This window comes from Microbacterium algihabitans (genome assembly GCF_032464975.1).
Lineage (GTDB): Bacteria > Actinomycetota > Actinomycetes > Actinomycetales > Microbacteriaceae > Microbacterium > Microbacterium algihabitans.
In genome coordinates this window covers 33,867-54,733 of record NZ_JAWDIU010000007.1, presented here as the reverse complement: position 1 = coordinate 54,733, position 20,867 = coordinate 33,867, and the positions used below count along the sequence as shown (strand labels likewise).

Annotated in this window: 31 protein-coding genes; 17 read left to right on the top strand and 14 right to left on the bottom strand. The window is 71.4% G+C overall.

The features are described 5' to 3' along the window. Positions 1-77 precede the first annotated feature (77 nt). The gene (locus tag RWH43_RS16135) at positions 78-938 is read left to right on the top strand and encodes an SDR family oxidoreductase (protein WP_144827870.1); all 861 of its coding nucleotides are present in this window, start codon (positions 78-80) and stop codon (positions 936-938) included. A gap of 71 nt (positions 939-1,009) precedes the next feature. Here the strand turns inward: RWH43_RS16135 and RWH43_RS16130 are convergent, their stop codons facing one another. Next, the gene (locus RWH43_RS16130) at positions 1,010-1,369 is read right to left on the bottom strand and encodes a DUF2834 domain-containing protein (RefSeq protein ID WP_316001958.1); all 360 of its coding nucleotides are present in this window, start codon (positions 1,367-1,369) and stop codon (positions 1,010-1,012) included. A gap of 52 nt (positions 1,370-1,421) precedes the next feature. On the opposite strand from RWH43_RS16130, the gene RWH43_RS16125 reads away from it, so the two are divergent. The 3 genes from RWH43_RS16125 (at position 1,422) to RWH43_RS16115 (ending at position 3,420) form a co-directional block, all read left to right on the top strand. Next, complete coding sequence (locus RWH43_RS16125) at positions 1,422-1,763, top strand: TraR/DksA family transcriptional regulator (RefSeq protein WP_144827864.1); 342 nt, start codon at positions 1,422-1,424, stop codon at positions 1,761-1,763. A gap of 38 nt (positions 1,764-1,801) precedes the next feature. After that, positions 1,802-2,017, top strand: coding sequence for an SCO4848 family membrane protein (locus tag RWH43_RS16120; RefSeq protein ID WP_144827862.1), 216 nt, complete (start codon positions 1,802-1,804; stop codon positions 2,015-2,017). A gap of 125 nt (positions 2,018-2,142) precedes the next feature. Beyond that, a complete protein-coding gene (locus RWH43_RS16115) occupies positions 2,143-3,420 on the top strand; it encodes an MFS transporter (protein ID WP_154095823.1) in 1,278 nt (425 codons plus the stop codon). Here the strand turns inward: RWH43_RS16115 and RWH43_RS16110 are convergent. Both RWH43_RS16110 and RWH43_RS16105 read right to left on the bottom strand, forming a co-directional pair. Beyond that, positions 3,392-4,123 carry a YidC/Oxa1 family membrane protein insertase gene (locus RWH43_RS16110; RefSeq protein WP_316001957.1) on the bottom strand — a complete coding sequence of 244 codons (732 nt, stop codon included), beginning with the start codon at positions 4,121-4,123 and terminating at the stop codon, positions 3,392-3,394. The two genes, RWH43_RS16115 and RWH43_RS16110, sit on opposite strands and share 29 nt — an antisense overlap. A 115-nt stretch (positions 4,124-4,238) precedes the next feature. Further along, positions 4,239-4,517 (bottom strand): DUF6412 domain-containing protein, encoded by a 279-nt coding sequence (locus RWH43_RS16105; RefSeq protein ID WP_316001956.1) that lies wholly within the window; start codon positions 4,515-4,517, stop codon positions 4,239-4,241. A gap of 64 nt (positions 4,518-4,581) precedes the next feature. Here RWH43_RS16105 and RWH43_RS16100 point away from each other — a divergent pair, with 64 nt between their 5' ends. Next, positions 4,582-5,094: a glycine cleavage system transcriptional repressor gene (locus RWH43_RS16100; RefSeq protein WP_316001955.1), complete on the top strand. Its 513-nt coding sequence runs from the start codon at positions 4,582-4,584 to the stop codon at positions 5,092-5,094. A 36-nt stretch (positions 5,095-5,130) separates the two neighbouring features. Here RWH43_RS16100 and RWH43_RS16095 read toward each other — a convergent pair whose 3' ends face one another. Beyond that, the gene (locus RWH43_RS16095; RefSeq protein WP_316001954.1) at positions 5,131-5,514 is read right to left on the bottom strand and encodes a DUF3054 domain-containing protein; all 384 of its coding nucleotides are present in this window, start codon (positions 5,512-5,514) and stop codon (positions 5,131-5,133) included. Positions 5,515-5,626: 112 nt separating this feature from the next. Between RWH43_RS16095 and RWH43_RS16090 the strand changes: the two genes are divergently transcribed. After that, entirely contained in the window at positions 5,627-6,052 is a 426-nt protein-coding gene (locus RWH43_RS16090) for a VanZ family protein (RefSeq protein WP_316001953.1), read from the top strand. Between the two features lie 116 nt (positions 6,053-6,168). Here the strand turns inward: RWH43_RS16090 and RWH43_RS16085 are convergent, their stop codons facing one another. Both RWH43_RS16085 and RWH43_RS16080 read right to left on the bottom strand, forming a co-directional pair. Continuing rightward, a complete protein-coding gene (locus RWH43_RS16085; protein ID WP_316001952.1) occupies positions 6,169-7,251 on the bottom strand; it encodes a sensor histidine kinase in 1,083 nt (360 codons plus the stop codon). After that, entirely contained in the window at positions 7,244-7,912 is a 669-nt protein-coding gene (locus RWH43_RS16080; protein WP_230704474.1) for a response regulator transcription factor, read from the bottom strand. Before RWH43_RS16080 ends, RWH43_RS16085 begins: the two co-directional genes overlap by 8 nt. 78 nt (positions 7,913-7,990) lie before the next feature. On the opposite strand from RWH43_RS16080, the gene RWH43_RS16075 reads away from it, so the two are divergent. After that, positions 7,991-8,494, top strand: a complete 504-nt coding sequence (locus RWH43_RS16075; protein WP_316001951.1) for a metallophosphoesterase family protein — start codon at positions 7,991-7,993, stop codon at positions 8,492-8,494. An 80-nt stretch (positions 8,495-8,574) separates the two neighbouring features. After that, the gene (locus tag RWH43_RS16070) at positions 8,575-9,180 is read left to right on the top strand and encodes a M15 family metallopeptidase (protein WP_316001950.1); all 606 of its coding nucleotides are present in this window, start codon (positions 8,575-8,577) and stop codon (positions 9,178-9,180) included. Between the two features lie 47 nt (positions 9,181-9,227). Here the strand turns inward: RWH43_RS16070 and RWH43_RS16065 are convergent, their stop codons facing one another. From RWH43_RS16065 to RWH43_RS16055, 3 genes are all read right to left on the bottom strand, one after another. Further along, the gene (locus RWH43_RS16065) at positions 9,228-10,412 is read right to left on the bottom strand and encodes a fatty acid desaturase family protein (protein WP_316001949.1); all 1,185 of its coding nucleotides are present in this window, start codon (positions 10,410-10,412) and stop codon (positions 9,228-9,230) included. A gap of 218 nt (positions 10,413-10,630) precedes the next feature. After that, positions 10,631-10,834: a cold-shock protein gene (locus tag RWH43_RS16060; RefSeq protein ID WP_094733682.1), complete on the bottom strand. Its 204-nt coding sequence runs from the start codon at positions 10,832-10,834 to the stop codon at positions 10,631-10,633. A 16-nt stretch (positions 10,835-10,850) separates the two neighbouring features. Continuing rightward, positions 10,851-11,135, bottom strand: a complete 285-nt coding sequence (locus RWH43_RS16055) for a hypothetical protein (protein WP_144827832.1) — start codon at positions 11,133-11,135, stop codon at positions 10,851-10,853. 229 nt (positions 11,136-11,364) lie between these two features. On the opposite strand from RWH43_RS16055, the gene RWH43_RS16050 reads away from it, so the two are divergent. Both RWH43_RS16050 and RWH43_RS16045 read left to right on the top strand, forming a co-directional pair. Further along, a complete protein-coding gene (locus RWH43_RS16050) occupies positions 11,365-11,703 on the top strand; it encodes a biopolymer transporter Tol (RefSeq protein ID WP_307210552.1) in 339 nt (112 codons plus the stop codon). 54 nt (positions 11,704-11,757) lie between these two features. After that, positions 11,758-12,249, top strand: coding sequence for a pyridoxamine 5'-phosphate oxidase family protein (locus RWH43_RS16045; RefSeq protein ID WP_144827826.1), 492 nt, complete (start codon positions 11,758-11,760; stop codon positions 12,247-12,249). Between the two features lie 38 nt (positions 12,250-12,287). On the opposite strand, the gene RWH43_RS16040 is transcribed toward RWH43_RS16045, so the two are convergent. Next, entirely contained in the window at positions 12,288-12,419 is a 132-nt protein-coding gene (locus tag RWH43_RS16040) for a hypothetical protein (RefSeq protein WP_260979653.1), read from the bottom strand. Between the two features lie 111 nt (positions 12,420-12,530). Here RWH43_RS16040 and RWH43_RS17665 point away from each other — a divergent pair, with 111 nt between their 5' ends. Beyond that, positions 12,531-12,686, top strand: coding sequence for a DUF2256 domain-containing protein (locus RWH43_RS17665; protein ID WP_144827823.1), 156 nt, complete (start codon positions 12,531-12,533; stop codon positions 12,684-12,686). After that, on the top strand, positions 12,683-14,122 hold the full coding sequence (locus RWH43_RS16035) for a cryptochrome/photolyase family protein (protein ID WP_316001948.1): 1,440 nt from the start codon (positions 12,683-12,685) through the stop codon (positions 14,120-14,122). Before RWH43_RS17665 ends, RWH43_RS16035 begins: the two co-directional genes overlap by 4 nt. A gap of 688 nt (positions 14,123-14,810) precedes the next feature. On the opposite strand, the gene RWH43_RS16030 is transcribed toward RWH43_RS16035, so the two are convergent. Next, on the bottom strand, positions 14,811-15,026 hold the full coding sequence (locus RWH43_RS16030; protein ID WP_154095812.1) for a hypervirulence associated TUDOR domain-containing protein: 216 nt from the start codon (positions 15,024-15,026) through the stop codon (positions 14,811-14,813). Between the two features lie 179 nt (positions 15,027-15,205). On the opposite strand from RWH43_RS16030, the gene RWH43_RS16025 reads away from it, so the two are divergent. Both RWH43_RS16025 and RWH43_RS16020 read left to right on the top strand, forming a co-directional pair. Continuing rightward, a complete protein-coding gene (locus RWH43_RS16025; protein WP_316001947.1) occupies positions 15,206-15,700 on the top strand; it encodes a VanZ family protein in 495 nt (164 codons plus the stop codon). A gap of 80 nt (positions 15,701-15,780) precedes the next feature. Then, positions 15,781-16,035, top strand: a complete 255-nt coding sequence (locus RWH43_RS16020; protein WP_316001946.1) for a hypothetical protein — start codon at positions 15,781-15,783, stop codon at positions 16,033-16,035. Between the two features lie 175 nt (positions 16,036-16,210). Here the strand turns inward: RWH43_RS16020 and RWH43_RS16015 are convergent, their stop codons facing one another. Genes RWH43_RS16015 through RWH43_RS16005 form a run of 3 tightly spaced genes read right to left on the bottom strand, consistent with a single transcriptional unit; the run spans position 16,211 to position 18,409 of the window. Further along, entirely contained in the window at positions 16,211-16,786 is a 576-nt protein-coding gene (locus tag RWH43_RS16015; RefSeq protein ID WP_230704479.1) for a DUF2238 domain-containing protein, read from the bottom strand. A 25-nt stretch (positions 16,787-16,811) separates the two neighbouring features. After that, the gene (locus RWH43_RS16010) at positions 16,812-17,645 is read right to left on the bottom strand and encodes an endonuclease/exonuclease/phosphatase family protein (RefSeq protein WP_316001945.1); all 834 of its coding nucleotides are present in this window, start codon (positions 17,643-17,645) and stop codon (positions 16,812-16,814) included. After that, complete coding sequence (locus tag RWH43_RS16005) at positions 17,642-18,409, bottom strand: glycosyltransferase family 2 protein (protein WP_316001944.1); 768 nt, start codon at positions 18,407-18,409, stop codon at positions 17,642-17,644. The genes RWH43_RS16010 and RWH43_RS16005 overlap by 4 nt, the downstream gene beginning before the upstream one ends. Before the next feature lie 116 nt (positions 18,410-18,525). Here RWH43_RS16005 and RWH43_RS16000 point away from each other — a divergent pair, with 116 nt between their 5' ends. From RWH43_RS16000 to RWH43_RS15990, 3 genes are read left to right on the top strand one after another with little or no spacing between them, the layout of a single operon-like run. Continuing rightward, positions 18,526-19,263: a sulfurtransferase gene (locus RWH43_RS16000; protein WP_316001943.1), complete on the top strand. Its 738-nt coding sequence runs from the start codon at positions 18,526-18,528 to the stop codon at positions 19,261-19,263. Position 19,264: 1 nt separating this feature from the next. Further along, positions 19,265-20,218 carry a dipeptidase gene (locus RWH43_RS15995; RefSeq protein ID WP_316001942.1) on the top strand — a complete coding sequence of 318 codons (954 nt, stop codon included), beginning with the start codon at positions 19,265-19,267 and terminating at the stop codon, positions 20,216-20,218. Further along, the gene (locus RWH43_RS15990) at positions 20,215-20,715 is read left to right on the top strand and encodes a GNAT family N-acetyltransferase (protein WP_316001941.1); all 501 of its coding nucleotides are present in this window, start codon (positions 20,215-20,217) and stop codon (positions 20,713-20,715) included. Before RWH43_RS15995 ends, RWH43_RS15990 begins: the two co-directional genes overlap by 4 nt. The last annotated feature ends 152 nt before the right edge of the window (positions 20,716-20,867 follow it).

The following is a 20,867-nucleotide window of genomic DNA, read 5'->3' as shown; positions in this document are numbered from 1 at the left end:
AAAGTGGGTACCGGCATTCCGGAATGCGCTCCCGCGCGGGCGGTTGCACCAGGGGAACCCGTCGAAAGGACCACCCCATGACCATTCTCGTCACCGCCGCCACCGGCCACCTCGGCCGCCTCGTCGTCGACGCCCTGCGCGAGCGCGGCGTCGCGGCATCCGACATCGTCGCCGGCGTCCGCACGCCGGCCAAGGCCGCCGACCTCGCCGACAACGGCGTGAACGTGGTCGAGCTCGACTACGCCCGCCCCGAGACCCTCGCTGCCGCCCTCGAGGGCGTCACGCGCGTGCTGCTCATCTCGGGCACCGACGCCGACCGCGTCTCGGGCCACCGCAACGTCATCGACGCCGCACGCGCGGCCGGCATCGAGCGTCTCGTGTACACCAGCGCCCCGCGCGTCGACGAGGTGGACTACGCGCTCGGCGCCGACCACAAGGCCACCGAGCAGGCGATCGCCGCCTCGGGCGTGAGCGCCACGATCCTGCGCAACAACTGGTACACCGAGAACTACCTGGACTCCGTGGCGCGCGCCGCCGACACCGGCGAGATCGTCGCCGCCGTGGGTGACGCGCGGGTGGCGAGCGCCAGCCGTCGCGACTACGCCGAGGCCGCCGCCGTCGCGCTGACGACCGACGACCTGGCGGGACTGACGATCGAGATCGGCGGAGACGTCGCGTGGACGTACGACGAGCTCGCGGCCGCCGCCGCCGAGGTGCTCGGTCGCCCGGTCACCTACACGCGCGTCTCGCTCGAGCAGCTCACCGCCGGACTCGAGGCCGCGGGGCTGGACGCCGGGACCGCGGCGTTCGTCGCGGGCATCGACGACGCGATCGCGCGCGGGGCACTGTCGGAGACCGACGGATCGCTCGCGCGCATCATCGGCCGCCCGACGACTCCGCTGGTCGAGGGCCTGCGCGCGGGTCTCGCCTCGCGCTGAGCCCGACCCTCTCGCGTGAGGGGTCATCTTCTGTCGCGTGCAGCCCCGTCGAGGCGACACGAAGTGACCTCTCACGCGGGGTGGGTGGGGGAGGACCGCCGCGCGGTCAGGTGCCGCTGGCGCATCGCGAGGAACAGCGGGAACGTGAACGCGAACGCCGTGATCCCCGACAGCACGATGTACAGCCATGCGAAGCGCATGCCGAGCCGTCGCGCCTCGACGATGATGAACACGCTTCCGGCGATGGCGACGATCAGCAGGTCGACGGTGATGGACGACACCGCCGGTCCGCTCGAGACGAGGTCTCCGAGGAAGTCGCGCATCTGCACGATCGCGAAGACGTTGAAGGTCCAGGTGCCGATGAGTCCCGCGACCGCGAGGGCGAGGAACACCACAGCGGTCGGGGTCCAGTGTCGTCGAAGCTCGCTCATGAGCCGATCCTGCCGCAGTGCCGGTGTCGGCGGTGGGGGCTAGCGTCGAAGGATGGATGCCATGACCGCGGGGCGCATGCTCGACCACCTCGAGCGCGAGGTGGAGCACCGTCTCGCGCGGTTGCACGACGACGAGGAGAGCCTCCGCCACGACCGCGCCGACGGCACCGCCGACGACGAGCACGACCCCGAGGGCTCGACGCTGTCGGGGGAGTGGGCGCAGGTCGATGCGCTGCGACGCGGAGCCGAGGCGGAGCGGGCCGAGATCCGCGCGGCGCGCGAGCGCGTGGCATCCGGGACCTTCGGGGTGTGCGAGGTGTGCGGTCGACCGATCGCCGACGCCCGGCTCGAGGTGCGCCCGTTCGCGCGTCGGTGCATCGCGTGCGCCGCGTGACGGCCGGCCGAGAGGCAGCCCGCGCGTAGGCTCGAGGCGTGGAACCCCTGCTGATCGTGCTGCTCTTCGCCAACGCCGTGTTCAACGCCGTCGTCTGGCCCCGCTTCTACCCGCGCATCGCGAAAGACCCGCGCGCGCGGGACGCCGCCGGAAAGCCGACGCCGTTCCTGATCGTGCACACGGTGCTCATCGCCGTCGCGCTGGTGCTGGCCCTGGCATCCGTGATCGCGGCGATCGCCGCCCTCGTGAGCTGAGCTTCCCGGGCGCTCTTCAGCGCCCCGCGGTAGAATCGTCGAGCGGGTTCGCCCGCCGCACGCTGTGCAACTACCTACCGGACCCGGCAAGGCGGCACGTTCCATCGCCTCCGAGAGACCGCTCCATGTCTGCGCCCGCACGCCCACCCGCCTCCCCGGCCGTCGCCCACCGCTCCCTGATCCACCACACGGGGTTCTGGTACTTCCCCGTCGCCTTCATCGCCCGTCTGCCGTTCGCGATGATGACGGTGGGGGTGCTGGCCATCGTCGTCGCCGAGCGCGGTTCGGTCGCCCTCGGCGGCCTGACCTCCGCCGCGGTCGGCCTCGGCGTCGTCGTCGCAGGCCCCGTGCTCGGCGACCTCGCCGACCGCTTCGGACAGCGGCGCGTGCTCGTGCCGGTGGGCCTGGCGAACGGCATCCTGCTCGCACTCTTCCCCCTCGTCGTGCAGGCCGCGAGCTCCGAGGCGCTGCTGCTCGGGGCGGCCGCCGCGATCGGCCTCACCGGCCCGCAGACGGCGGCGATGTCGCGCAGTCGCGTCATGGCCCTCATCGGCGATCGCGTGCACCCCACGCGACGCGAGCGCACCTTCTCGCGGGCCATGGCGTACGAGTCGGCGGCGGACGAGACGGCCTTCGTGATCGGCCCGTTCGTGGTCGGTGTGCTGGCGGCGCTCATCGCCCCGTGGGCTCCGATCGCGGGTGCCGCGCTGTTGAGCTTCGTCTTCGTCACGGCCTTCGCCCTGCACCCCACCGGGCGGGCGGTTCCGGAGCGGTCGGAGCGCACCGCGATGGCGCCGTTCCGCGAACTGCTGCACCCGCGCATGCTCGTGCTGGTGGCGGCCGTCTTCGGTGTCGGGCTGTTCTTCGGGTCGACCCTCACCTCGCTGACCGCGTTCATGGAGGCGCAGGGCGCTCCCGAGGCGGGCGCGTTGCTGTACGGCGTCATGGGCGTGGGCTCGGCCGTGCTGGCACTGGCCGTCGCGGTGATCCCCGAGCGGTTCACCCTGCGCTGGCGCCTGGTCGTGTTCGCCGTGATCCTCACCGCGTCGGCGGGGGCGTACTCGGTCGGCGGATCGGTGCCCACGGTGACGCTGGTGCTGTGCCTGATGGGCATCGGCGTCGGCCCCTCACTGGTGACGCTGTTCAGCCTTGCCGGGCACCGCGCGCCGCGCGGGCGCACCGCCTCGACCATGACGATCCTCGCGTCGGCCCTCACGCTCGCCCAGGCACTGTCGTCGGCGGTCACCGGAGCGGTCGCCGAGAACGATTCGGTGGAGACCGCCCTGCTCTTCCCGGCCGCGGCCGCGGTGCTGGTGCTCGCGATGGCCGCGGTGAACGCGTCGTGGTCGAAGCGGTGGGACGCCCGCTCGGCGCTCACGCCGGCAGCGGGTAGCGCCGCCTGAGCACCACCCGCTGCACGAGCGTCCACACCGTCGTCACCGTGAGGTAGAGGGCGGCGGCCAGAGGCACGAACAGCGCCACCACCGCCGTCGTGAACTGCAGCGCGCCGAAGAGGGGCGTCGTCCACGCGGGGGCGGCCGGGGCGACCGCCGGCCGCAGCAGACGACGGGTCAGCTCGGCGGCGGCGACGATGACGGCCACCAGCACCGCGAAGACCGCCAGGGTCCCGGCATCCGCGGTTCCGGTCGTGACGGCGGCGACGAGGCTCCGCCCGAGCGGGGCGCCCAGCAGATCGTGCGCGAGCAGGGCGTTGGCCTGGCCGCCCACGGTCGGGTGCAGGAAGACGGCGTAGAGCAGCCCCACCACGGGAGCCTGGGCCAGCAGGGGCAGGCACCCGGCCACCGGCGAGGCACCCTCGTCGCGGTACAGCTGCATCGTCTCGCGCTGCAGGCGTTCGGTGTTGCCCTTCCACCGCTGCTGCAGGGCGCGCAGGCGCGGAGCGAGACGAGCACGCGTCTGCTCGGCGCGGGCCTGCGAGACCCCGACCGGGATCAGAGCGAGGCGCACGAGCAACGTCACGACGACCACCGCCACGGCGGCGGCCGCGCCCGCGGTGACGGGTTCGAGCGCGGTGGTGAGGGCGAGCAGGGCTCGGGTGGTCAGGTCGAGCAGAAGGGCGAGGGGAGGGAAGGCGAAGAGGTCCAACGGGGCGTCCAATCGGTGCGGCGATCACGGCAGGACCGGTCGCCGGCGCGAGCGCGTACGAACGACCGGTGGTCGCGTGAGGGCACCGGATGCCGCGAGGGCGGCGGACGGCGGGCTACGCGACCGGGATCGCGAGCCCCGGAGCGCGCGGGCGCGGGTGCCCCGCGGCATCCGGATCGCTCTGCGCCACCAGCGCGGAAGGGTCGATCGGACGCGGCGAGGGCCGAGGGGCGGATGCCACGAGCCCGGGCACGACGAGCAGCACGACCGCGACCGTGACGACGACCGCGGCGGCCAGCACGACAGCCAGCAGCGGGGCGTCGAAACCGGGGGTGAGCGACAGCTCGGCGAACGCGAGCAGGAGGTTGATGGTCGCGATGATCGACGCGATCATGCGCTCACCTCCTGTCGGGTCGGAAACCTCACGGTATCAGCGCGGCCGTGGGTACGCTGTCGCCATGACCACCCTCGTCCTCACCGTCGTCGGCGATGACCGCGCGGGCCTCGTGTCCGCGGTCGCCGACATCGTCGGCGCCCACGGCGGCAACTGGGAGAACAGCGAACTCGCCGAACTGGCGGGAGCGTTCGCCGGCATCGTCGAGGTGTCGGTGACTCCCGAACGCGCCGACCACCTGCGCGCCGCCCTCGAGGGGCTCGCGGGCACCCTCACCGTCACGGTTCACGCGGGCAGCGGCTCGCTCGCCGCCGCGGCGCCGCGCTCGGTCACCTTCGACGTGGTCGGCAACGACCGGCCGGGCATCGTCCGCGAGGTGTCGGCGGCGCTCAGCGCGCGCGGGGCGAGCATCGAGCGCATGTCGACGCAGACGACGGATGCCGCGATGGCCGGCGGGCGCCTGTTCGAGGCGTCGATCACGGCGACGGTGGCCGCCGACGTCGAGGTCGACGACCTGGTGGCCGAGCTCGAGCGCCTCGCCGCCGAGATCCAGGTCGACGTCACGCTCGCCGACTGAGGCCGAAGCGGCGCTCGCGCGGACGGGCGACGCGCGTCAGGCCCGACGCCGCCGCGCCGCGAGACGCGCGAGGCCGCGCCACCCGAGCAGGAACACCGCGAGGGTGATCGTCGCGACGATGATGAACGCCACCGCCACGCCCTGACCGCTGAGCGCACGCAGCACCATGCCGAGCGCGACGGTGATCGCCCACACCGGCAGACCGGTGCGCACCACGACCGTCGGCCGACGCCACGCGCGCGTGACGAGCCACCCGATCAGGAGCGCCGCGACGAAGGGCCACGCGGTGGTGGCGAGGCCGGAACCGAACGGGCCCAGCACGTCGCCGTCGTGGGTCGCCCTCCCGATCGCCGCGAAGACGACGACCAGCACGACGTCGAGGAGCAGGGCGAGGGCGGGGGAGCGACGCGAAGGAGACACGCCTCCATTCTGCGCGCCCCGCGGCGACGTATCGTCCGTGTATCGCGGTCGCGAGACGCCCGGGCAACAGGCGGGTCGATGGGATGGGATCTCCGCACCCTGGAGGTCATCCGTGTCCGATCGATCCGCTTCCGTCTTCTCCGCGCCGCGCCTGCTGGTCGCCGGCGCCGTGCTGGCCGCCGTGGCCGCCCTGACCCTCGCTCCGCGCACGATCGCGTGGCCGGCGCGGACGCTGGTGCTCGACGCCCTCGATCATCTCCCGCCGTGGGGGAGCGCCCTGCTGTTCGGTGCGGGCGCCGACGTGGCGCTCAACGTCCTGCTCTTCGTTCCGCTGGGAGCCGCCGTCGCCCTTCTGCTGCCGCTGCGGTGGGCGCCGGCATCCGTTCTCGTGGGAGCCGCCGTGTCGCTCACCGTCGAGATCGCGCAGACGCTGATCCCTGGTCGGGTTCCGGATGCCGACGACGTGGCGTCCAACACCCTCGGCGCCCTGATCGGAACGGTCGTCGTGCTCGTGATCCGGCTGATCGCGCGGCGCTGAGCCGCGCGTCGGTCTCGCGCCCGCTGCTCGGCGCGGGGCGGCGAGTGGCGCGTCGGTCTCGCGCCCGCTGCTCGGCAGGAGGTCGACGCGGGATCGCGCCGCCGAGCGGAGGGGTGTCAGCGCGGCAGGCGCAGGCGGGCGCGCAGCCCTCCGGCCTCGCCCGGCCACAGCTCGAGGTGCCCGCCGTGCGCGCGGGCGATCGAGGCGACGATCGCGAGCCCGAGTCCGGTGCCGTCGGCGCGCCCGCGCGTGCGTCCCGCGCCCCGCACGAACGGCTCGGGCAGGGTGGCGACGAGTTCTCGCGAGAGCACCTCGCCCGAGTTGTCGACGTCGACGACCACCTCGTCGTCGCGGCCGGTCACGGCCACGCGCGCCCATCCGCCGTGGATGTTGTGTACGAGTGCGTTGCGCACGAGGTTCGCGACGGCCTGACGCATCAACGTCTCGTCGACGCGCGCGATGCCGCCGGTGCCCGGCAGCACGGCGAGGTCGAGTCGCGCGGCGTCGGCGTCGGGGCGCGCCTCGTCGGCGACCGCGGCGATGACGGCGTCGACGTCGACGGGCTCGCGCGAGAGCTCGCCCGCGCGGGTCGAGCGGGCGAGGGCCAGGAGGGCCTCGGTCAGACGGATCGCGCGTTCGTTGGTGAGGTCGAGCCGGTGCAGCAGGCGCTCGAGGTCGATGCCGTCGGGATCGGCGCGCGCCACCTCGAGCAGCGTGCGCATCGTCGCGTGCGGGGTGCGCAGCTCGTGCGAGGCGTTGGCGGCGAACCGCTGCTGTTCGTCGAGGGTCAGCTCGACCCGCGCGAGCATCGCGTCGAAGGTGTCGGCGAGCTCGGTCAGCTCGTCGCGACGCCCCGGAAGATCGACGCGGTGGGCGAGGTCTCCGCCGCGCACGGCGCGCGCGGCGTCGGTGATGCGGTGCAGGGGCCGCAGCATGAGCCCCGAGACGACCCACCCGCCGCCGAGGCCGATGACGGCGAGGGCGAGCACCGCGTACCAGGCGTAGCGGACGAACACGTCGATCAGATCGCCCCGGCCGGGCGTGAACGTCCCGCTCTCGGAGTACAGGTTCCCGTCGGGAACGAACCGCAGCACGAGGAACCCGACGACGAACACCGCGATCCCCACGATCACGACGAACGCCGCGTAGCTCAGCGTGAGCTTGAGGCGGATCGAGAGCCCCGGGGCGCGCTCACGCATCGGCCGGCCCCATGCGGTAGCCCACTCCCGCGACCGTCTGGATCAGCCACGGCTCACCGAGACGCTTGCGCAGCGTCGAGATCGTGATGCGCACCGCGTTGGTGAACGGGTCGGCGTTCTCGTCCCACGCGCGCTCGAGCAGGGTCTCGGCGCTGACGACCCCGCCGCCCGCGCCCATGAGCACCTGCAGCACCGCGAACTGCTTGCGGGTGAGTGAGACGTATCTGCCGTCGCGGTAGACCTCGCGGCGGAAGGGATCGAGACGGATGCCGTGCTGCTCGAGCACCGGCGGGGTCGAGGCCGCGGGGCGGCGGGCGAGGGCATGCAGGCGCATCACGAGCTCGCGCAGCACGAAGGGCTTGGTCAGGTAGTCGTCGGCGCCGCTCTCGAAACCGCTCGCCTTGTCGTCGAGCCGGTCGGCGGCGGTCAGCATGAGCACGCGCGGGGCGGCGGGCTGCGCGCTGAGGTGCCGGGCGATCTCGTCGCCGTTCGGCCCCGGGATGTCGCGGTCGAGAACCACGACGTCGTACGAGGTGTACCCGAGAAGCTCGAGCGCGGTGTCGCCGTCGCCGGCGATGTCGGCGGCGATCGCTTCGAGGCGCAGGCCGTCACGGATCGCCTCGGCGAGGAAGGGTTCGTCCTCGACGATCAGCACGCGCATCCCGTCATCGTAGGCGGGGCGGCATATCGCCGACGTATGCCCGGCGCGCATCCCCACCCGCGTCGGTAGCGTGGGGGCATGGCGACCAGACTGCTCCTCGTGGCCGACACGCACGTGCCGAAGCGGGCGCGCGTGCTCCCCGAGGCGGTCCGGCACGCGGCATCCGGAGTCGACCTCATCGTGCACGCGGGCGACTGGGTGGGCGCGAGCGTGCTCGACGAACTCGAAACGCTCGGCCCCGTGCTCGGGGTGTGGGGCAACAACGACGGCGATGACCTACGTTCGCGTCTGCCCGAAGTCGCCCGCACGGAGATCGACGGGGTGCGGCTGGCGGTGGTGCACGAGACGGGGGCGGCGACGGGACGCGAGAAGAGGATGGATGCCGCATACCCCGGCACCGACCTGCTCGTGTTCGGGCACAGTCACATCCCGTGGGACACGGTGACCCCGAACGGCCTGCGTCTTCTCAACCCCGGTTCGCCGACCGACCGACGACGGCAGCCGGCGTGCACGCTGATGACCGCGACGCTCGACGACGGTGCGGTGCGTGACGTCGTGCTGCACGAGGTCTCGCGCGACTGAGGGCCGTCCCGACCGGGTTATCGCCGCCGTATCGTCGCGGCCATACGCCGTGGCAACGCGGCCCCCGCTCGACTGGGGTCATGGCTCCTTCGGCATCCCTCGTCCCTTCGCCCTCTCGTCAGCGACTCGCCCTGCTCGCGATCGCCGCAGCGATCGCCCTCGCCCTGACCGTGCTGGCCGCCCTGCTCGCGGCGAGCACCGCCTCGTCGTTCGCGGCGGGGGTCGCCGCCCACGCGCCGTTCGCCCCCGCCGAGGCCGACGGCATGATCCCGGCCGAGTCGCCGCTCACGGTCGACGACGAGCGTCATCCGGCGATGACCGGACTCGACGGCGAGCTGCGCGAGGCGCTGCGCTCCGCACAGGCGGCGGCCGCGGACGACGGGATCGTGTTCGACGTCACCAGCGGGTGGCGCAGCGCCGACTACCAGCGCTGGCTGCTCGGCGACGCGATCCGCACCTACGGCACCGAGGCGATCGCGCGACAGTACGTCGCCTCACCCGAGGGCTCGAGCCATGTCACGGGCAACGCCGTCGACATCGGATCGCTCGACGCGCAACTGTGGATCATCGAGCACGGCCGCGAATGGGGCCTGTGCCAGACCTACGCCAACGAGCGCTGGCACTTCGAGAACCCGACGGATGCCGGGGGCGAGTGCCCCGAACCGATCGCCGACGCGCGGGGATGAAACGACGACGGCGCCGCCCCTTGCGGGTGCGGCGCCGTCGAACGATCTCACTCGACGTTCAGTTGCCGGGTGAGGGAGGTCAGCGGGCAGTCGAACGGGTCGCGGGCGGCGAGGCCCACGCGGTTCAGGTACGCGATGACGATGCCGTACGACTGGAACAGGGTCGTCTCGACGTAGGGGACGTCCAGCGTCGCGCACTGCTCGCGGACGATGGCGCGGGCCTTGCTGAGGTGCGGGCGCGGCATGTTCGGGAACAGGTGGTGCTCGATCTGGTAGTTCAGACCGCCCATGAGCCACGTGGCCCACCAGCCGCCGGAGACGTTGCGCGAGGTGCGCACCTGCTTGCTGAAGAAGTCGAGCTTGGCTCCGGGCTCGATGATCGGCATGCCCTTGTGGTTGGGAGCGAAGGACGCGCCCATGTAGATGCCGAAGACCGCGACCGAGACGCCGAAGAACGCGAACGCGAGACCCACCGGCAGGAAGATGAAGATCGGCGCGATGAAGAGGGCGTGACGCAGCGTCAGCAGCGCGATCTCGCCCCAGCGGCCCTTGACCTCGCCGCGCGAGAACAGGTGGCGGAAGGCGAGGACGTAGAGGTTGATGCCCTCGAACGCCAGCAGGGGGAAGAAGAGGTAGCCCTGGCGCTGGGTGATCCAGCGCTGGACGCCGCGGGCCTTGGCCGCGTCGACGTCGAGGAACGAGATCGTGTCGATCTCGATGTCGGGGTCTTTGTCGACGCGGTTGGGGTTGGCGTGGTGACGCGTGTGCTTCGACGCCCACCACGAGCGGCTCATGCCGACGATGCCGTTGCCGATGAGCAGCCCGAGTCGGTCGTTGGCGGGACCGGAGGCGAAGATCTGGCGGTGCGCGGCCTCGTGGGCGAGGAAGGCGACCTGCGTGAACAGGATGCCGAGCACCGCTGCGACGATCAGCTGGAACCAGCTGTCGCCGAGCAGGATGAAGGCGGTCACGCACCCGGCGAGGCCGAGCGCGATCGCTCCGGCGACGACGGAGTAGAAGACCGGCGTGCGCACGAGGAGTCCGCTCTCACGGACGACCTGAGACAGCTCTGTGTAGGCCTTCGTGAGCGGGGGGAACTCCTTCGTGCCGGAGTACGTCTGACGAACGGGGCCGAGGCGGGACTCGACGATGGTGGAAGCGATGCTCTGCTCCTCGGATCGGGGGTGACCGGGTTCTCGAGCCAGGGCGGCTTCCCGGGCTCGGGCCCACATTATCGGGCGATGTATGGAGGGCTCGGCATACGAGCACACGTCCAGCAGGCTCACGGGAAACCGAAACGCAAGCGTTCGTCCGCGACCGTGAAAACCCGCGGAAAGACGACGAAAGCCGGGGCGTCGCCGAAGCGACGCACCCGGCTCTCACGCCTCGAACGGCGAAGGCCGGCGCGTCGCGTCAGCGACGCACCGGCCCTCGCGGTGCGGAGCGATGCTCAGAGGGGGCGAATGTTCGCAGCCTGCATGCCCTTGGGGCCCTGCTCAGCGTCGAACTCGACCTTCTGGGCCTCTGCGAGCTCCTTGAAGCCGTTGCCCTGGATCGCGCTGAAGTGCGCGAAGAGGTCGGCCGAGCCGTCATCGGGAGCGATGAAGCCGTAGCCCTTTTCGGAGTTGAACCATTTCACGGTGCCAGTGGCCATCGTGTTCTTCCTTTATTCATGTTGGGCCGCAGACGCGGCCGTGGGTGCCGCTCCGACGCATGCGGAGCGGACGGGGACGCCGCAACACCGGGAAGGTGTCGCGTACGCGATGCCCGTCGACGGCGGCCTGAGCCGCCACGACGGACGCGTGGACGCCGAGATTCTCGCCGAGCGGACCCTGGGCTTCATAGCCCGAGGTGGCCGCGCCGACGAAACCGGCGTAGTCGGATCCGGCCATCGCGACGAACACGTCGAGATCGGCCTGGCGCCACGCGAGTGGCGAAGGGTGAAGCAGAGACACAGAAACTTTCCGCGAGTGCGATGCGGTGGCGGATGCCATCAAGCGGTGCACGCGATGATTGAGGGAGGGATTGCCTTCGTAAACGGCTCGGCTCCGTGCGCCCGGCATCTCAGCGATGAGGCGGGCGTCGATGAAGCAAGTCCCAGAACGAATAACCTCACCGTAGCACGGAAGTCTGCGAGACGCCCGGGTGATTTCGCGGGGACGGTGGCTGCGCTGCACTGGGCACATGGCATCCGCAGACGACGACGACCGATGGCTGGTGATCGACGGACGCCGGTGGCGTCGCACCGACCCCGCACTGCCCGCGCAGATCGCTGAGCGCCTGCGCTCGCACCTGGGTCGCGCACGGTCGGCGGTGGGCACCGCAAAGCGGGCCGGCGACGACGAGGCGGTCGCCGCCGCGCGGCGCCGGGTGGGCCTGGCCAAGCACGGGCTGGGGGAGCGCGGGCCCCGGTGGTGGGATGACGAGGTCGCGGCGCGCGTGGGCCGCGCCGAAGAGGCACTCGACGAACTCGACACGATCGCGCCGCCGAGAGCAGACGGCGACGACGGCGTCAACGCGTAGCGCCGGACGCGAGGAGGCGGTGGGCTGAAGGTCCACGAAACGAGGGGGAGCCCCATGTCATCCACCGCCACCGAGCTCGAGACGCTCAACGATCTGCTCAAGAAGTTCCGCTTCGCCATGGTCACCACCCGCGCCGAAGACGGCGCACTGCACGCGCACCCGCTGACCGTGCAGGAGAAGGAGTCGGACGGCGACCTCTGGTTCATCGTCGGCACCCACGCCTCGGCTGTCGAACACGTGCGGCGCGACCCCAAGGTCGGGCTGTCGTTCAGCACCGACGGCACGTGGCTGTCGCTCGCGGGAGAGGCCGAGGTGGTCGACGACCTCGCGAAGTTGAAGGAGCTGTGGTCGACCACGGTGGAGGCATGGTTCCCCGATGGTCCCGAGTCGCCTGGGGTGACCCTCTTGAAGGTCTCGACCCTCACCGGCGAGTACTGGGGGAGCGTCGGCGGACGCCTCGCCACCGCGATCGCCCTCGTCACCTCGAAGGTCACCGGCGACCGGCCGCGCGGCGGCGAGAAGCAGACCTTCGACCTGACCGACTGAGCACGGCGCGGACCTCGCGGCCGCGCCGTGCCGCGAGGTCACCCGCCCGAGGGATTGTCGACGGGCGCGTCGTCGTCGTCGGTGGTGTCGGGGATGACGGGCGCATCGGCCGTCTCGAGCTCGTCGGGCTCGTCGGCGGTGTCGTTGCTGCGGTCGTGTGTGGTGTCCATGCCGACACCCGACCACGATCCGCCGCCTCCGCGCGCGGGCCTTGCGCGCACCGGTGTGCTGTGCAGCGCAAGCCCCCGGATGCCGCATGCCCGCTTTGCGACGATGACGGCATGTCACGACCCGAGGTCCGCTCGAAACCCTGCGCCTACTGCGGACGGCCCTTCACCGACCGCAAGCGCTGGAGCGGACGCGACCAGTGGGACCAGGTGCTCTACTGCTCGCGGGGCTGCCGCGCGAAAGCCGCCGCTCAGAGGCGCCACGCATGAGGGCCGCCCTGATCCTCGCGACGCAGCAGTTCGACGAGCACCCCGCGTACGTCGACGAGGGCATCGAGGAGTTCTTCTTCATCGAGTCGGCGCCCCGCTTCGCCAAGCTCCCCTACCACCGCCACAAGATCGTGCTGCTCGTCTCGGCGATGCGGCACACCGCCGAACGCCTCGAAGCCGAGGGCAAGACCGTTCGTCGCATCACGCTCGACGACGACCTCACCTTCAAGGCCGGGCTCGAGAAGCTGCTCAAAAAGCACCGGGTCACCGAGCTGACGTGGATGAGCGACCCCAACCGCCCCGTCGACGAGCGCATCGCGCGCATCTGCCAGGCGCACGACGTCGAGACCGACGTGCTCTCGGACGGGCTCTTCCTCACCCCCGAAGACGACGTCGACGCCTGGTTCTCGGAGCACCAGACGCCGCTCATGGAGGACTTCTACCACTGGCAGCGCCGGCGCACCGGCATCCTGATGGACGGCGGGAAGCCCGCGGGGCGGCGCTGGAACTTCGACGCCGACAACCGCAAGGCGCTGCCGAAGAAGGGGATCGAGATCCCCCCGCTGCCGCAGCTCGAGCACGACGAGATCACTCGCACGGTGATCGCCGAGGTCGACGAGCGCTACCCCGAGCACCCCGGCAGCGCGGCCGACTTCTGGCTCCCCGTGACTCCCGCGGACTCCCGCGACTGGCTCGACGTCTTCGTCGCGGAGCGCCTGCACGACTTCGGCCGCTACGAAGACGCGATGAAGGCCGACGAGCCGTTCCTCTTCCACGCGATCATCTCGCCGATGCTCAACATCGGCCTGCTCACCGTCGAAGAAGTGGTCGCCGCAGCCACGCGGACGGATGCGCCCCTGGCATCCGTCGAGGGGTTCATCCGTCAGGTCATCGGGTGGCGCGAGTACATGCGCGGCATGTACCGGGCGCACCCGAAGCTCGAGCACGTCAACGCGCTGCACCTCGAGAAGAGGATCGAGAAGTACTGGTACTCGGGTGAGCGGATGCCGAGTGACCTGCCGATCCCCGTGCGAACGGTCCTCGAGCGCGTGCACGAGTGGGGCTACGCGCACCACATCGAGCGCCTGATGGTGCTGGGCAACTGGTTCCTGCTGCAGGGCTACGCGCCCCGGCAGGTCAACGACTGGTTCCTCGCGCTGTTCGTCGACGCGTACGACTGGGTCATGGTGCCCAACGTCATGGGCATGAGCCAGTTCGCCGACGGCGGGTTCGTCGCGACCAAGCCCTACGTCTCGGGCGGCGCGTACCTGCAGAAGATGGGGTCGTGGTGGCCCTCGGCGCAGGAGGCCAAGGACTCGGTCTTCACCGACGCGTACTGGGGGTTCCTCGAACGGCACGAGGACGTGCTGGCCGGCAACCACCGGCTGAGCCTCGCGCTGGCGCAGATGCGCAAGCGGCGCGACGCGCAGGGGTAGCGCGGGCGGAGGTGGCTGAGCTTGTCGAAGTCACCGGTCTCGCGGTGGTTCCGGTCCCTTCGACAGGCTCAGGGACCTGGGTTCGGAGGTGGCTGAGCTTGTCGAAGTCACCGGTCTCGTGGTGGGTCCGGTCCCTTCGACAGGCTCAGGGACCTGGGTTCGGAGGTGGCTGAGCTTGTCGAAGCCACCGGTCTCGCGGTGGGTCCGGTCCCTTCGACAGGCTCAGGGACCTGGGTGGCGGAGGTGGCTGAGCTTGTCGAAGCCACCGGTTCCCGCGGGTCCCTTCGACAAGCTCAGGGACCTGGGTGGGCCGCCGGTCTCGCGGTGGGTCCGGTCCCTTCGACAGGCTCAGGGACCTGGGTGGCGGAGGTGGCTGAGCTTGTCGAAGTCACCGGTTCCCGCGGGTCCCTTCGACAGGCTCAGGGACCTGGGTGGGCCGCCGGTCTCGCGGTGGGTCCGGTCCCTTCGACAGGCTCAGGGACCTGGGTGGGCCGCCGGTCTCGCGGTGGGTCCGGTCCCTTCGACAGGCTCAGGGACCTGGGTTCGGAGGTGGCTGAGCTTGTCGAAGCCACCGGTTCCCGCGGGTCCCTTCGACAAGCTCAGGGACCTGGGTAGGCCGCCGGTCTCCCGTGGTGTCCGGTCCCTTCGACAGGCTCAGGGACCTGGGTGGGAGGCCCCGCGACCTGGCTCAGCTCTTCAGCTTGTTCAGCGCCGAGCCCTTGTGGGCGGCGGTGGCATCCGTCTTCTCCGACTTCACGATGTAGGCCGGGTCGTCGTCGGATGCCGTGAACTTCTGCCCGTCGTGCTGGAAGTCCTTCGTCTTCTTCTCCACGACCTCACCCTGGGTGCGGCCCTGCGGGGTGTCCCAGCTCACGCGGTCGCCCTTCGACAGATCCTTCGACATGACGCTTCCTTCCGTTGATGTGGGTTCATGGTGTCGAGCGGCGGGAGCGTGCATCGGGGGATTGACAGCAGCGGAGCGCGTCGCGAGCGATCGCTGCGATGATGGACGGCCGGGAACGACGAACGCCACCACACCGGCGTGACGTCCCGCACGTCGCCAGAGAGATGAGGGAGCTCCGCGTGATCGCGACCCTCCTCGTCGAGTACTCGCGCGTCGTCCCCGTGCTGTTCTGGGTCGCCGTCGTCGCGGCGGCCGTCGTGGCGTGGCTGCTGCACCGCCTCGGACTCCGCTCCGTACTGTTCGTTCTGGCCGGGCTGTCGCTCGTCGCCGTGCTCGCCCTCACCCTCGTACCCGAGAGCGAGCCCGCGCCGGGCGGGTGCACGGTGCAGTTCTCCGTGCCGTTCCTGGGGATCGACACCCTGGCCAACATCGCGATGACGGTTCCGCTCGCCCTCTTCTTCGGCGTGGCGACGCGGCATCCGCTGCTCGTCTTCGCCGGGGTGTCGGCGCTCTCGGCGGTCGTCGAGACCGTTCAGTCGCTCGCTCCCGTCATCGGTCGCCGGTGCGACACCGACGACTGGCTCATGAACACGATCGGTGCGGCGCTCGGTGCGGGGGCGGTGCTCGTCATCCTCTGGGTCGAGGGTCGACGGCGGGCGACGGTCTCCGCGTGAACGGATTTACGCGTTCGCACGGCGGCCGAAACGGCATCCGGATGCCGAGGATTGGGGCGACCGTCTGAGAGGCTGCCGTCATGAGAGGACCTGTGTGGGGGATCGTGACGGCGGGCATCGGCGTGCTCATGATCGGGCTGCTCGTGGCGTGGGGTACGGCCTACGGCACGTGGCTCGATGAGATCGGCCCGTTCATCGACGACCCCGGCGCGGCCCCCGAGGCCCCGACGATCATCCTCCCGGGTCTCGTGGGGCTCCTCGCCGTCGCGCTCGTCGTCGGCGGTGCCGTCATCGCGGTGACGACGGGTCCGGAGCGCGAGCCGCGGGGACGGTGAGTCGCGCCGGCGCCGAGTCGCGCGCTCGCTGAACCGCCTCGGTCGCCTTCTGAGCCGCGAGACTGCATCTCGCTGACAACTCCGCGTCACCCTGCAACCAATTGGTCAGCGAGATGCAGTCTCGCGGTGAAAAGAGAAAGCTCAGCGCGAGCCGCGCGGTCGCTGACCGCGACGTCTACAGTGCCGCGCGATCAGCGCGCGTCAGGCGGAACCGGGATGCCACGATGCCCAGCAGCAGCGCGCCCGCGCCTCCCGCGATCATGTCGCCGATCGTGTCGTCGTAGGTGACGAAGATCGCGTCGGTGATGAAGCGGTAGCCGAACCACTCGATCATCTCCCACACGGCGCTCAGGGCGAGGCCCGCCATCGTGGCGACGACGATGGGCGTGCGACGTCGGCCGGTCGGCTCGATCACGCACGCGTCGTCGAGCAGAACGAGGGCGACGGCGGCGAGCACACCGGTGCAGACGGCGTGGACGATCAGGTCCCACCCGGTCCAGGCGCGGTACAGGTCGATGACGTTGCTTCCCGCGGCGACGAACACGGTGACGCACGTGACGAGATCGAGTCCCGAACGCAGGCCGATCATGCGCGAGAGCATCACCGCCGGCAGCGACATCGACAGCACGGCGAAGTCGGTGAACGGCAGGGTGAACAGCGAGACGATCACGACGACGATCGCCACGGCCCGCACGACATCGGCCAGCCACTCGACCACCGACCGCGGCGGCCGCTTGAGGTTGGCGTACATCGCCCGGATCATCGGCATTCGCCCGTCACGGCGTCGCCGCCGGATGGATGCGCACGATCGCCTGCACCGGCAGATGATCGCTGGGCCACTGCGTGCCGGTCGGGCGCGGGTCGATGCCGACCGCGCGGACTCCCACGTCGGGAGTCGCGAGCAGGGCGTCGATGCGGCGCGCGCCCACGCGCGGGCTGGCGTAGTTGTTGAACGTGCCCCACTCCGCCGTGCGGCGGGCCGGCGCGTACGACCACGTGTCGACGAGCAGGCCGTCGGCGAACATGTCGGACAGCTCCGCCGAGCGGATGTGGGCGTTGACGTCGGCGGTGAACAGCAACGGGTGGGTGCGGGCGGCGACGAGGTCGTGCAGCCACGTCGCCGAGCGGCGGCGCGCCCGGCGCGAGAACGCGTCGAAGTGCGTGTTGACGAACGTGAAGCGCGCATCGGTCTCGCGGTCGCGCATCTGGGCGATCACGGCGATGCGCGGGATGGTGTTGCCCCACCCGGTGGATGCCGGGGTGTGCGGGGTGTCGGAGAGGGCGACCTGCTCCCAGCTCTCGACCTCGAGGCGGTCGCGGTCGTAGAACAGGGGAGTGCCCTCGCCGTCGAGGCGCGGACCCCGGCCCAGCCCGACGCGACCGTAGTTCGACCCGAGCGCGGACTGCACCCACTGCGCCTGGTCGGGCATCGCCTCCTGCGTGCCGAGCAGGTGCGGGCGGTTGGCCTCGAGGAAGGTGCGCAGGCGCTGCTTGCGCAGGGGCCACCGGTCGGCGGGCGGCCAGGTGATGCGGTCGAACCGTCGGCGGATGTTGAAGCTCATCACGTGCAGGTCGGGCGCGTCGACCTCGCCGAACAGCACGCCGGTCACGACCGCGCCCCCGCCCCGTCGCGGCGCTCGCGCGCGAGCCGCCACCAGCGCACGGGCGGCGCGTCGCCCGGCCAGTGCGCGAACACCGTGCCCGCCCCGCGGCGGAAGCACCGGACGAACCGGCCGGGCTCCACCGTGCGCGACGAGACGCGCATGTGCTCGCCCGACACCCGGCGGATCCGGTGGGCCCGGCCGAGGTGGTACGCCAGATCGAGGTCGTCGTGAAGTTCGGGGTCGAGGTGCACGTCGCCGCGCACCGCCTCCCACGCGTTGCGGCGGAACGCCATGTTCGAGCCCCACAGTGGAACGTGCCCGAGCGCGGGGGTCGCGAACGCGGCATAGGTGCCGAGGAAGGCCCGCGCCAGGCCGACACGGCCCCGCGCAGGACCGTCGTGGAACACGGCGCCGCCGGTCACGGCATCCGTCTCGGGGTCGGCGAGGGCGTCGACCATCGACCGCACCCACTGCGGGGAGGGGAGACTGTCGGCGTCGAGTCGCAGGATCAGGTCGCCGCGCGCGGCGTCGTAGCCGGCGGCCGCGGCGGCGGGGATGCCGCGCTCGCCGCAGAAGACGACGCGGGCCCCGGCGGCGCGGGCGATCGCGGCGCTGTCATCGCTCGAGTCGTTGTCGACCACGACGATCTCGGTGGGGGCGAGGGTCTGCGCGGCGAGAGCGCGTAGGCAGCTCCAAAGATGCGGGCCGTCGTTTCGTACGGGGATGACGACGGAGACGGTGGCCGAGGCGGGTGCGGCGGGGGTGGGCACAGCGGGGGTCCTCCCGGGGACGAGTGCTTTCACGCTAGGCGATGCGCGCGCCGCGTTTCCCGGCTTGACGCCTGCGCCGTCGGCTGACACCGCTCGGCTTTCGTATCGTGGAGGTCATGGCATCCGTCCTCAACGTCTCGGCGTACCTGTTCGCGCGCATCGACGACCCGGCCGCCCTGCAGGTCGTGCTGCGCGAGAGGGCGGGGGCCGCGGGGCTGCGCGGGACGATCCTGCTGGCGGAGGAGGGCATCAACCTGTTCCTCGCGGGCGACCCCGCGGGGGTGCGCACCTTCGTCGACGCCCTGCGCGCCGACGCGCGTTTCGCCGCCCTGCAGACCAAGGAGAGCTGGTCGGATGCCGTGCCCTTCGGCAAGCTGCTCGTGAAGGTCAAGCGCGAGATCATCCGCATGGACCGGCCCGAGGTGCGCCCGCAGGACGGCCGAGCGCCCGCCGTCACCCCCGACACCCTGCGCCGCTGGCTCGATTCGGGCGTCGACGACGCGGGTCGCGAGGTCGTGCTCGTCGACACGCGCAACGCCTTCGAGGTCGACTACGGCACCTTCGCCGGCGCGAAGGATTGGCGCATCGAGAGGTTCACGCAGTTTCCGGATGCCGCGGACTCCCACCGCGACGAGCTCGAGGGCAAGACCGTGGTGAGCTTCTGCACCGGCGGCATCCGCTGCGAGAAGGCGGCTCTGTATCTGCGCGACGAGGGCGTCGAGGCCTTCCAGCTCGAGGGCGGGATCCTCGGGTGGTTCGCCGCGCAGGGCGGTGCGCACTGGGACGGCGACCTGTTCGTGTTCGACGGGCGCGAGGCCCTCGACGCGGAGCTCGCCGCACGGGCCGGGGCCTGACGTGCTCTGGGACCAGCACGCGTGCGCCGAGCTCGTCGAGACCGCCGACCTCCGCGAACTGCACCGTTACCGTCCGGCCGGGGGCGGGCTCGTCTCGCTCAACGTCGGCTTCGCCCCGCATGGGCCCGAGGTCGCGGCATCCGTCCTCCGTTCCTTCCGCGCCCAGGTCGAGGCGATCGAGGGGCTCGAGCTCGCGGCATCCGTCGACGACGTCGACCGGATCGCGGCGGCCGGAGACACCGCCGTCGTGTTCGACCTCGAAGACATCGCCCCCCTCGGCGGCGACCTCGACGCCGTCGCGCGGCTCGTCACGCAGGGCGTGCGCACCCTCGGACCGGTGTACAACCACGCCAACGCCGCCGGCGGTGGATGCCTCGACGCCGTCGACGAGGGACTCACCGCGTGGGGCCGCGACCTCGTCGCCGAGATGAACGCGCGCGGCATGGTGCCCGATGGCTCGCACGTGGGCGCCCGCACCACCTTCGACATGTGCGCCGCGTCGACCCGGCCGGTCGTGTTCAGCCACTCGAACCTGCGCGCCGTGTGGGATCACCCCCGCAACATCACCGACGACCAAGCCCGCGCGGTCGCCGACACCGGGGGAGTGGTGGGCGTGACCGGGGTGGGCATCTTCCTCGGGCCGAACACCCCGACCCTCGAGGCGATGGTGCGCCACATCGAATACGCGGTCGAGGTCGTCGGCATCCGTCATGTGGGGGTCAGCACCGACTTCTCGTTCGATTGGGAGACGTTCCGCATCGCCCTGGCCGACACCCCGGCGCTCTACGACTCCAGCTACACCGCGTGGGGACCCGTGGAGTGGATGCCGCCCGAGACCTTCATCGGCATCGGAGCGGCGCTCGCGGCGCGAGGATGGAACGACACCGACGCCGCCGCGGTGCTCGGCGGGAACTTCCGCCGCGTCGCGGCCGAGAGCTGGGAGCCCCTGTCATGACCGACCTGAGAGACGGCGCCGTCCTGCGCCCCGCCCGCCCCGGCGACGAAGGGGGCATCCTCGCGTGCATCCAGGCGCTCGCCGACTACGAACGCGAGCCGGATGCCGTGGACAACACCGCTGCGATGCTCGCCGCCACGCTGTTCGGCGACGACCCCCGCGCGTTCGCCTTCGTCGTGGAGGGCCCCGACGGCGGCATCCGGGCCATCGCGATCTGGTTCCTCACCTATTCGACGTGGACCGGGCGCCACGGCATCTGGCTCGAAGACCTGTACGTGCACGAGCAGTACCGTGCGAACGGCTACGGCGTGGCCCTGCTGGCCGCGCTCGCCACCGAGTGCGTCGACAAGGGCTACTCGCGCCTCGAGTGGACGGTGCTCGACTGGAACGAGCCCGCGATCGGCTTCTACCGCGCGCTCGGCGCCGAGGCGATGGAGGAGTGGACGACCCGCCGCGTCACGGGCGAAGCTCTGACGGCGCTGGCGGCGCGGGGGTAGCGCGGGCTCTGCGTGCGGGCTCCGCGGATTGCCGGGGCGCACCGTGCGCCGCCCACACCGAGACTGCATCTCGCTGACGAACCCGCGTCAGGCTGCAACGGGGTTGTCAGCGAGTTGCCGTCTCGCGGTCTCAGACGGGTCGCGACACCGCC

Bases quoted from the DNA above. Each gene is read 5' to 3' on its own strand.
- RWH43_RS16135 (WP_144827870.1), top strand. From the start codon at position 78: ATGACCATTCTCGTCACCGCCGCCACCGGCCACCTCGGCCGCCTCGTC.
- RWH43_RS16130 (WP_316001958.1), bottom strand. From the start codon at position 1,369: ATGAGCGAGCTTCGACGACACTGGACCCCGACCGCTGTGGTGTTCCTC.
- RWH43_RS16125 (WP_144827864.1), top strand. From the start codon at position 1,422: ATGGATGCCATGACCGCGGGGCGCATGCTCGACCACCTCGAGCGCGAG.
- RWH43_RS16115 (WP_154095823.1), top strand. From the start codon at position 2,143: ATGTCTGCGCCCGCACGCCCACCCGCCTCCCCGGCCGTCGCCCACCGC.
- RWH43_RS16105 (WP_316001956.1), bottom strand. From the start codon at position 4,517: ATGATCGCGTCGATCATCGCGACCATCAACCTCCTGCTCGCGTTCGCC.
- RWH43_RS16100 (WP_316001955.1), top strand. From the start codon at position 4,582: ATGACCACCCTCGTCCTCACCGTCGTCGGCGATGACCGCGCGGGCCTC.
- RWH43_RS16085 (WP_316001952.1), bottom strand. From the start codon at position 7,251: ATGCGTGAGCGCGCCCCGGGGCTCTCGATCCGCCTCAAGCTCACGCTG.
- RWH43_RS16080 (WP_230704474.1), bottom strand. From the start codon at position 7,912: ATGCGCGTGCTGATCGTCGAGGACGAACCCTTCCTCGCCGAGGCGATC.
- RWH43_RS16075 (WP_316001951.1), top strand. From the start codon at position 7,991: ATGGCGACCAGACTGCTCCTCGTGGCCGACACGCACGTGCCGAAGCGG.
- RWH43_RS16070 (WP_316001950.1), top strand. From the start codon at position 8,575: ATGGCTCCTTCGGCATCCCTCGTCCCTTCGCCCTCTCGTCAGCGACTC.
- RWH43_RS16065 (WP_316001949.1), bottom strand. From the start codon at position 10,412: ATGTGGGCCCGAGCCCGGGAAGCCGCCCTGGCTCGAGAACCCGGTCAC.
- RWH43_RS16060 (WP_094733682.1), bottom strand. From the start codon at position 10,834: ATGGCCACTGGCACCGTGAAATGGTTCAACTCCGAAAAGGGCTACGGC.
- RWH43_RS16050 (WP_307210552.1), top strand. From the start codon at position 11,365: ATGGCATCCGCAGACGACGACGACCGATGGCTGGTGATCGACGGACGC.
- RWH43_RS16045 (WP_144827826.1), top strand. From the start codon at position 11,758: ATGTCATCCACCGCCACCGAGCTCGAGACGCTCAACGATCTGCTCAAG.
- RWH43_RS16040 (WP_260979653.1), bottom strand. From the start codon at position 12,419: ATGGACACCACACACGACCGCAGCAACGACACCGCCGACGAGCCCGAC.
- RWH43_RS17665 (WP_144827823.1), top strand. From the start codon at position 12,531: ATGTCACGACCCGAGGTCCGCTCGAAACCCTGCGCCTACTGCGGACGG.
- RWH43_RS16035 (WP_316001948.1), top strand. From the start codon at position 12,683: ATGAGGGCCGCCCTGATCCTCGCGACGCAGCAGTTCGACGAGCACCCC.
- RWH43_RS16030 (WP_154095812.1), bottom strand. From the start codon at position 15,026: ATGTCGAAGGATCTGTCGAAGGGCGACCGCGTGAGCTGGGACACCCCG.
- RWH43_RS16020 (WP_316001946.1), top strand. From the start codon at position 15,781: ATGAGAGGACCTGTGTGGGGGATCGTGACGGCGGGCATCGGCGTGCTC.
- RWH43_RS16015 (WP_230704479.1), bottom strand. From the start codon at position 16,786: ATGTACGCCAACCTCAAGCGGCCGCCGCGGTCGGTGGTCGAGTGGCTG.
- RWH43_RS16000 (WP_316001943.1), top strand. From the start codon at position 18,526: ATGGCATCCGTCCTCAACGTCTCGGCGTACCTGTTCGCGCGCATCGAC.
- RWH43_RS15990 (WP_316001941.1), top strand. From the start codon at position 20,215: ATGACCGACCTGAGAGACGGCGCCGTCCTGCGCCCCGCCCGCCCCGGC.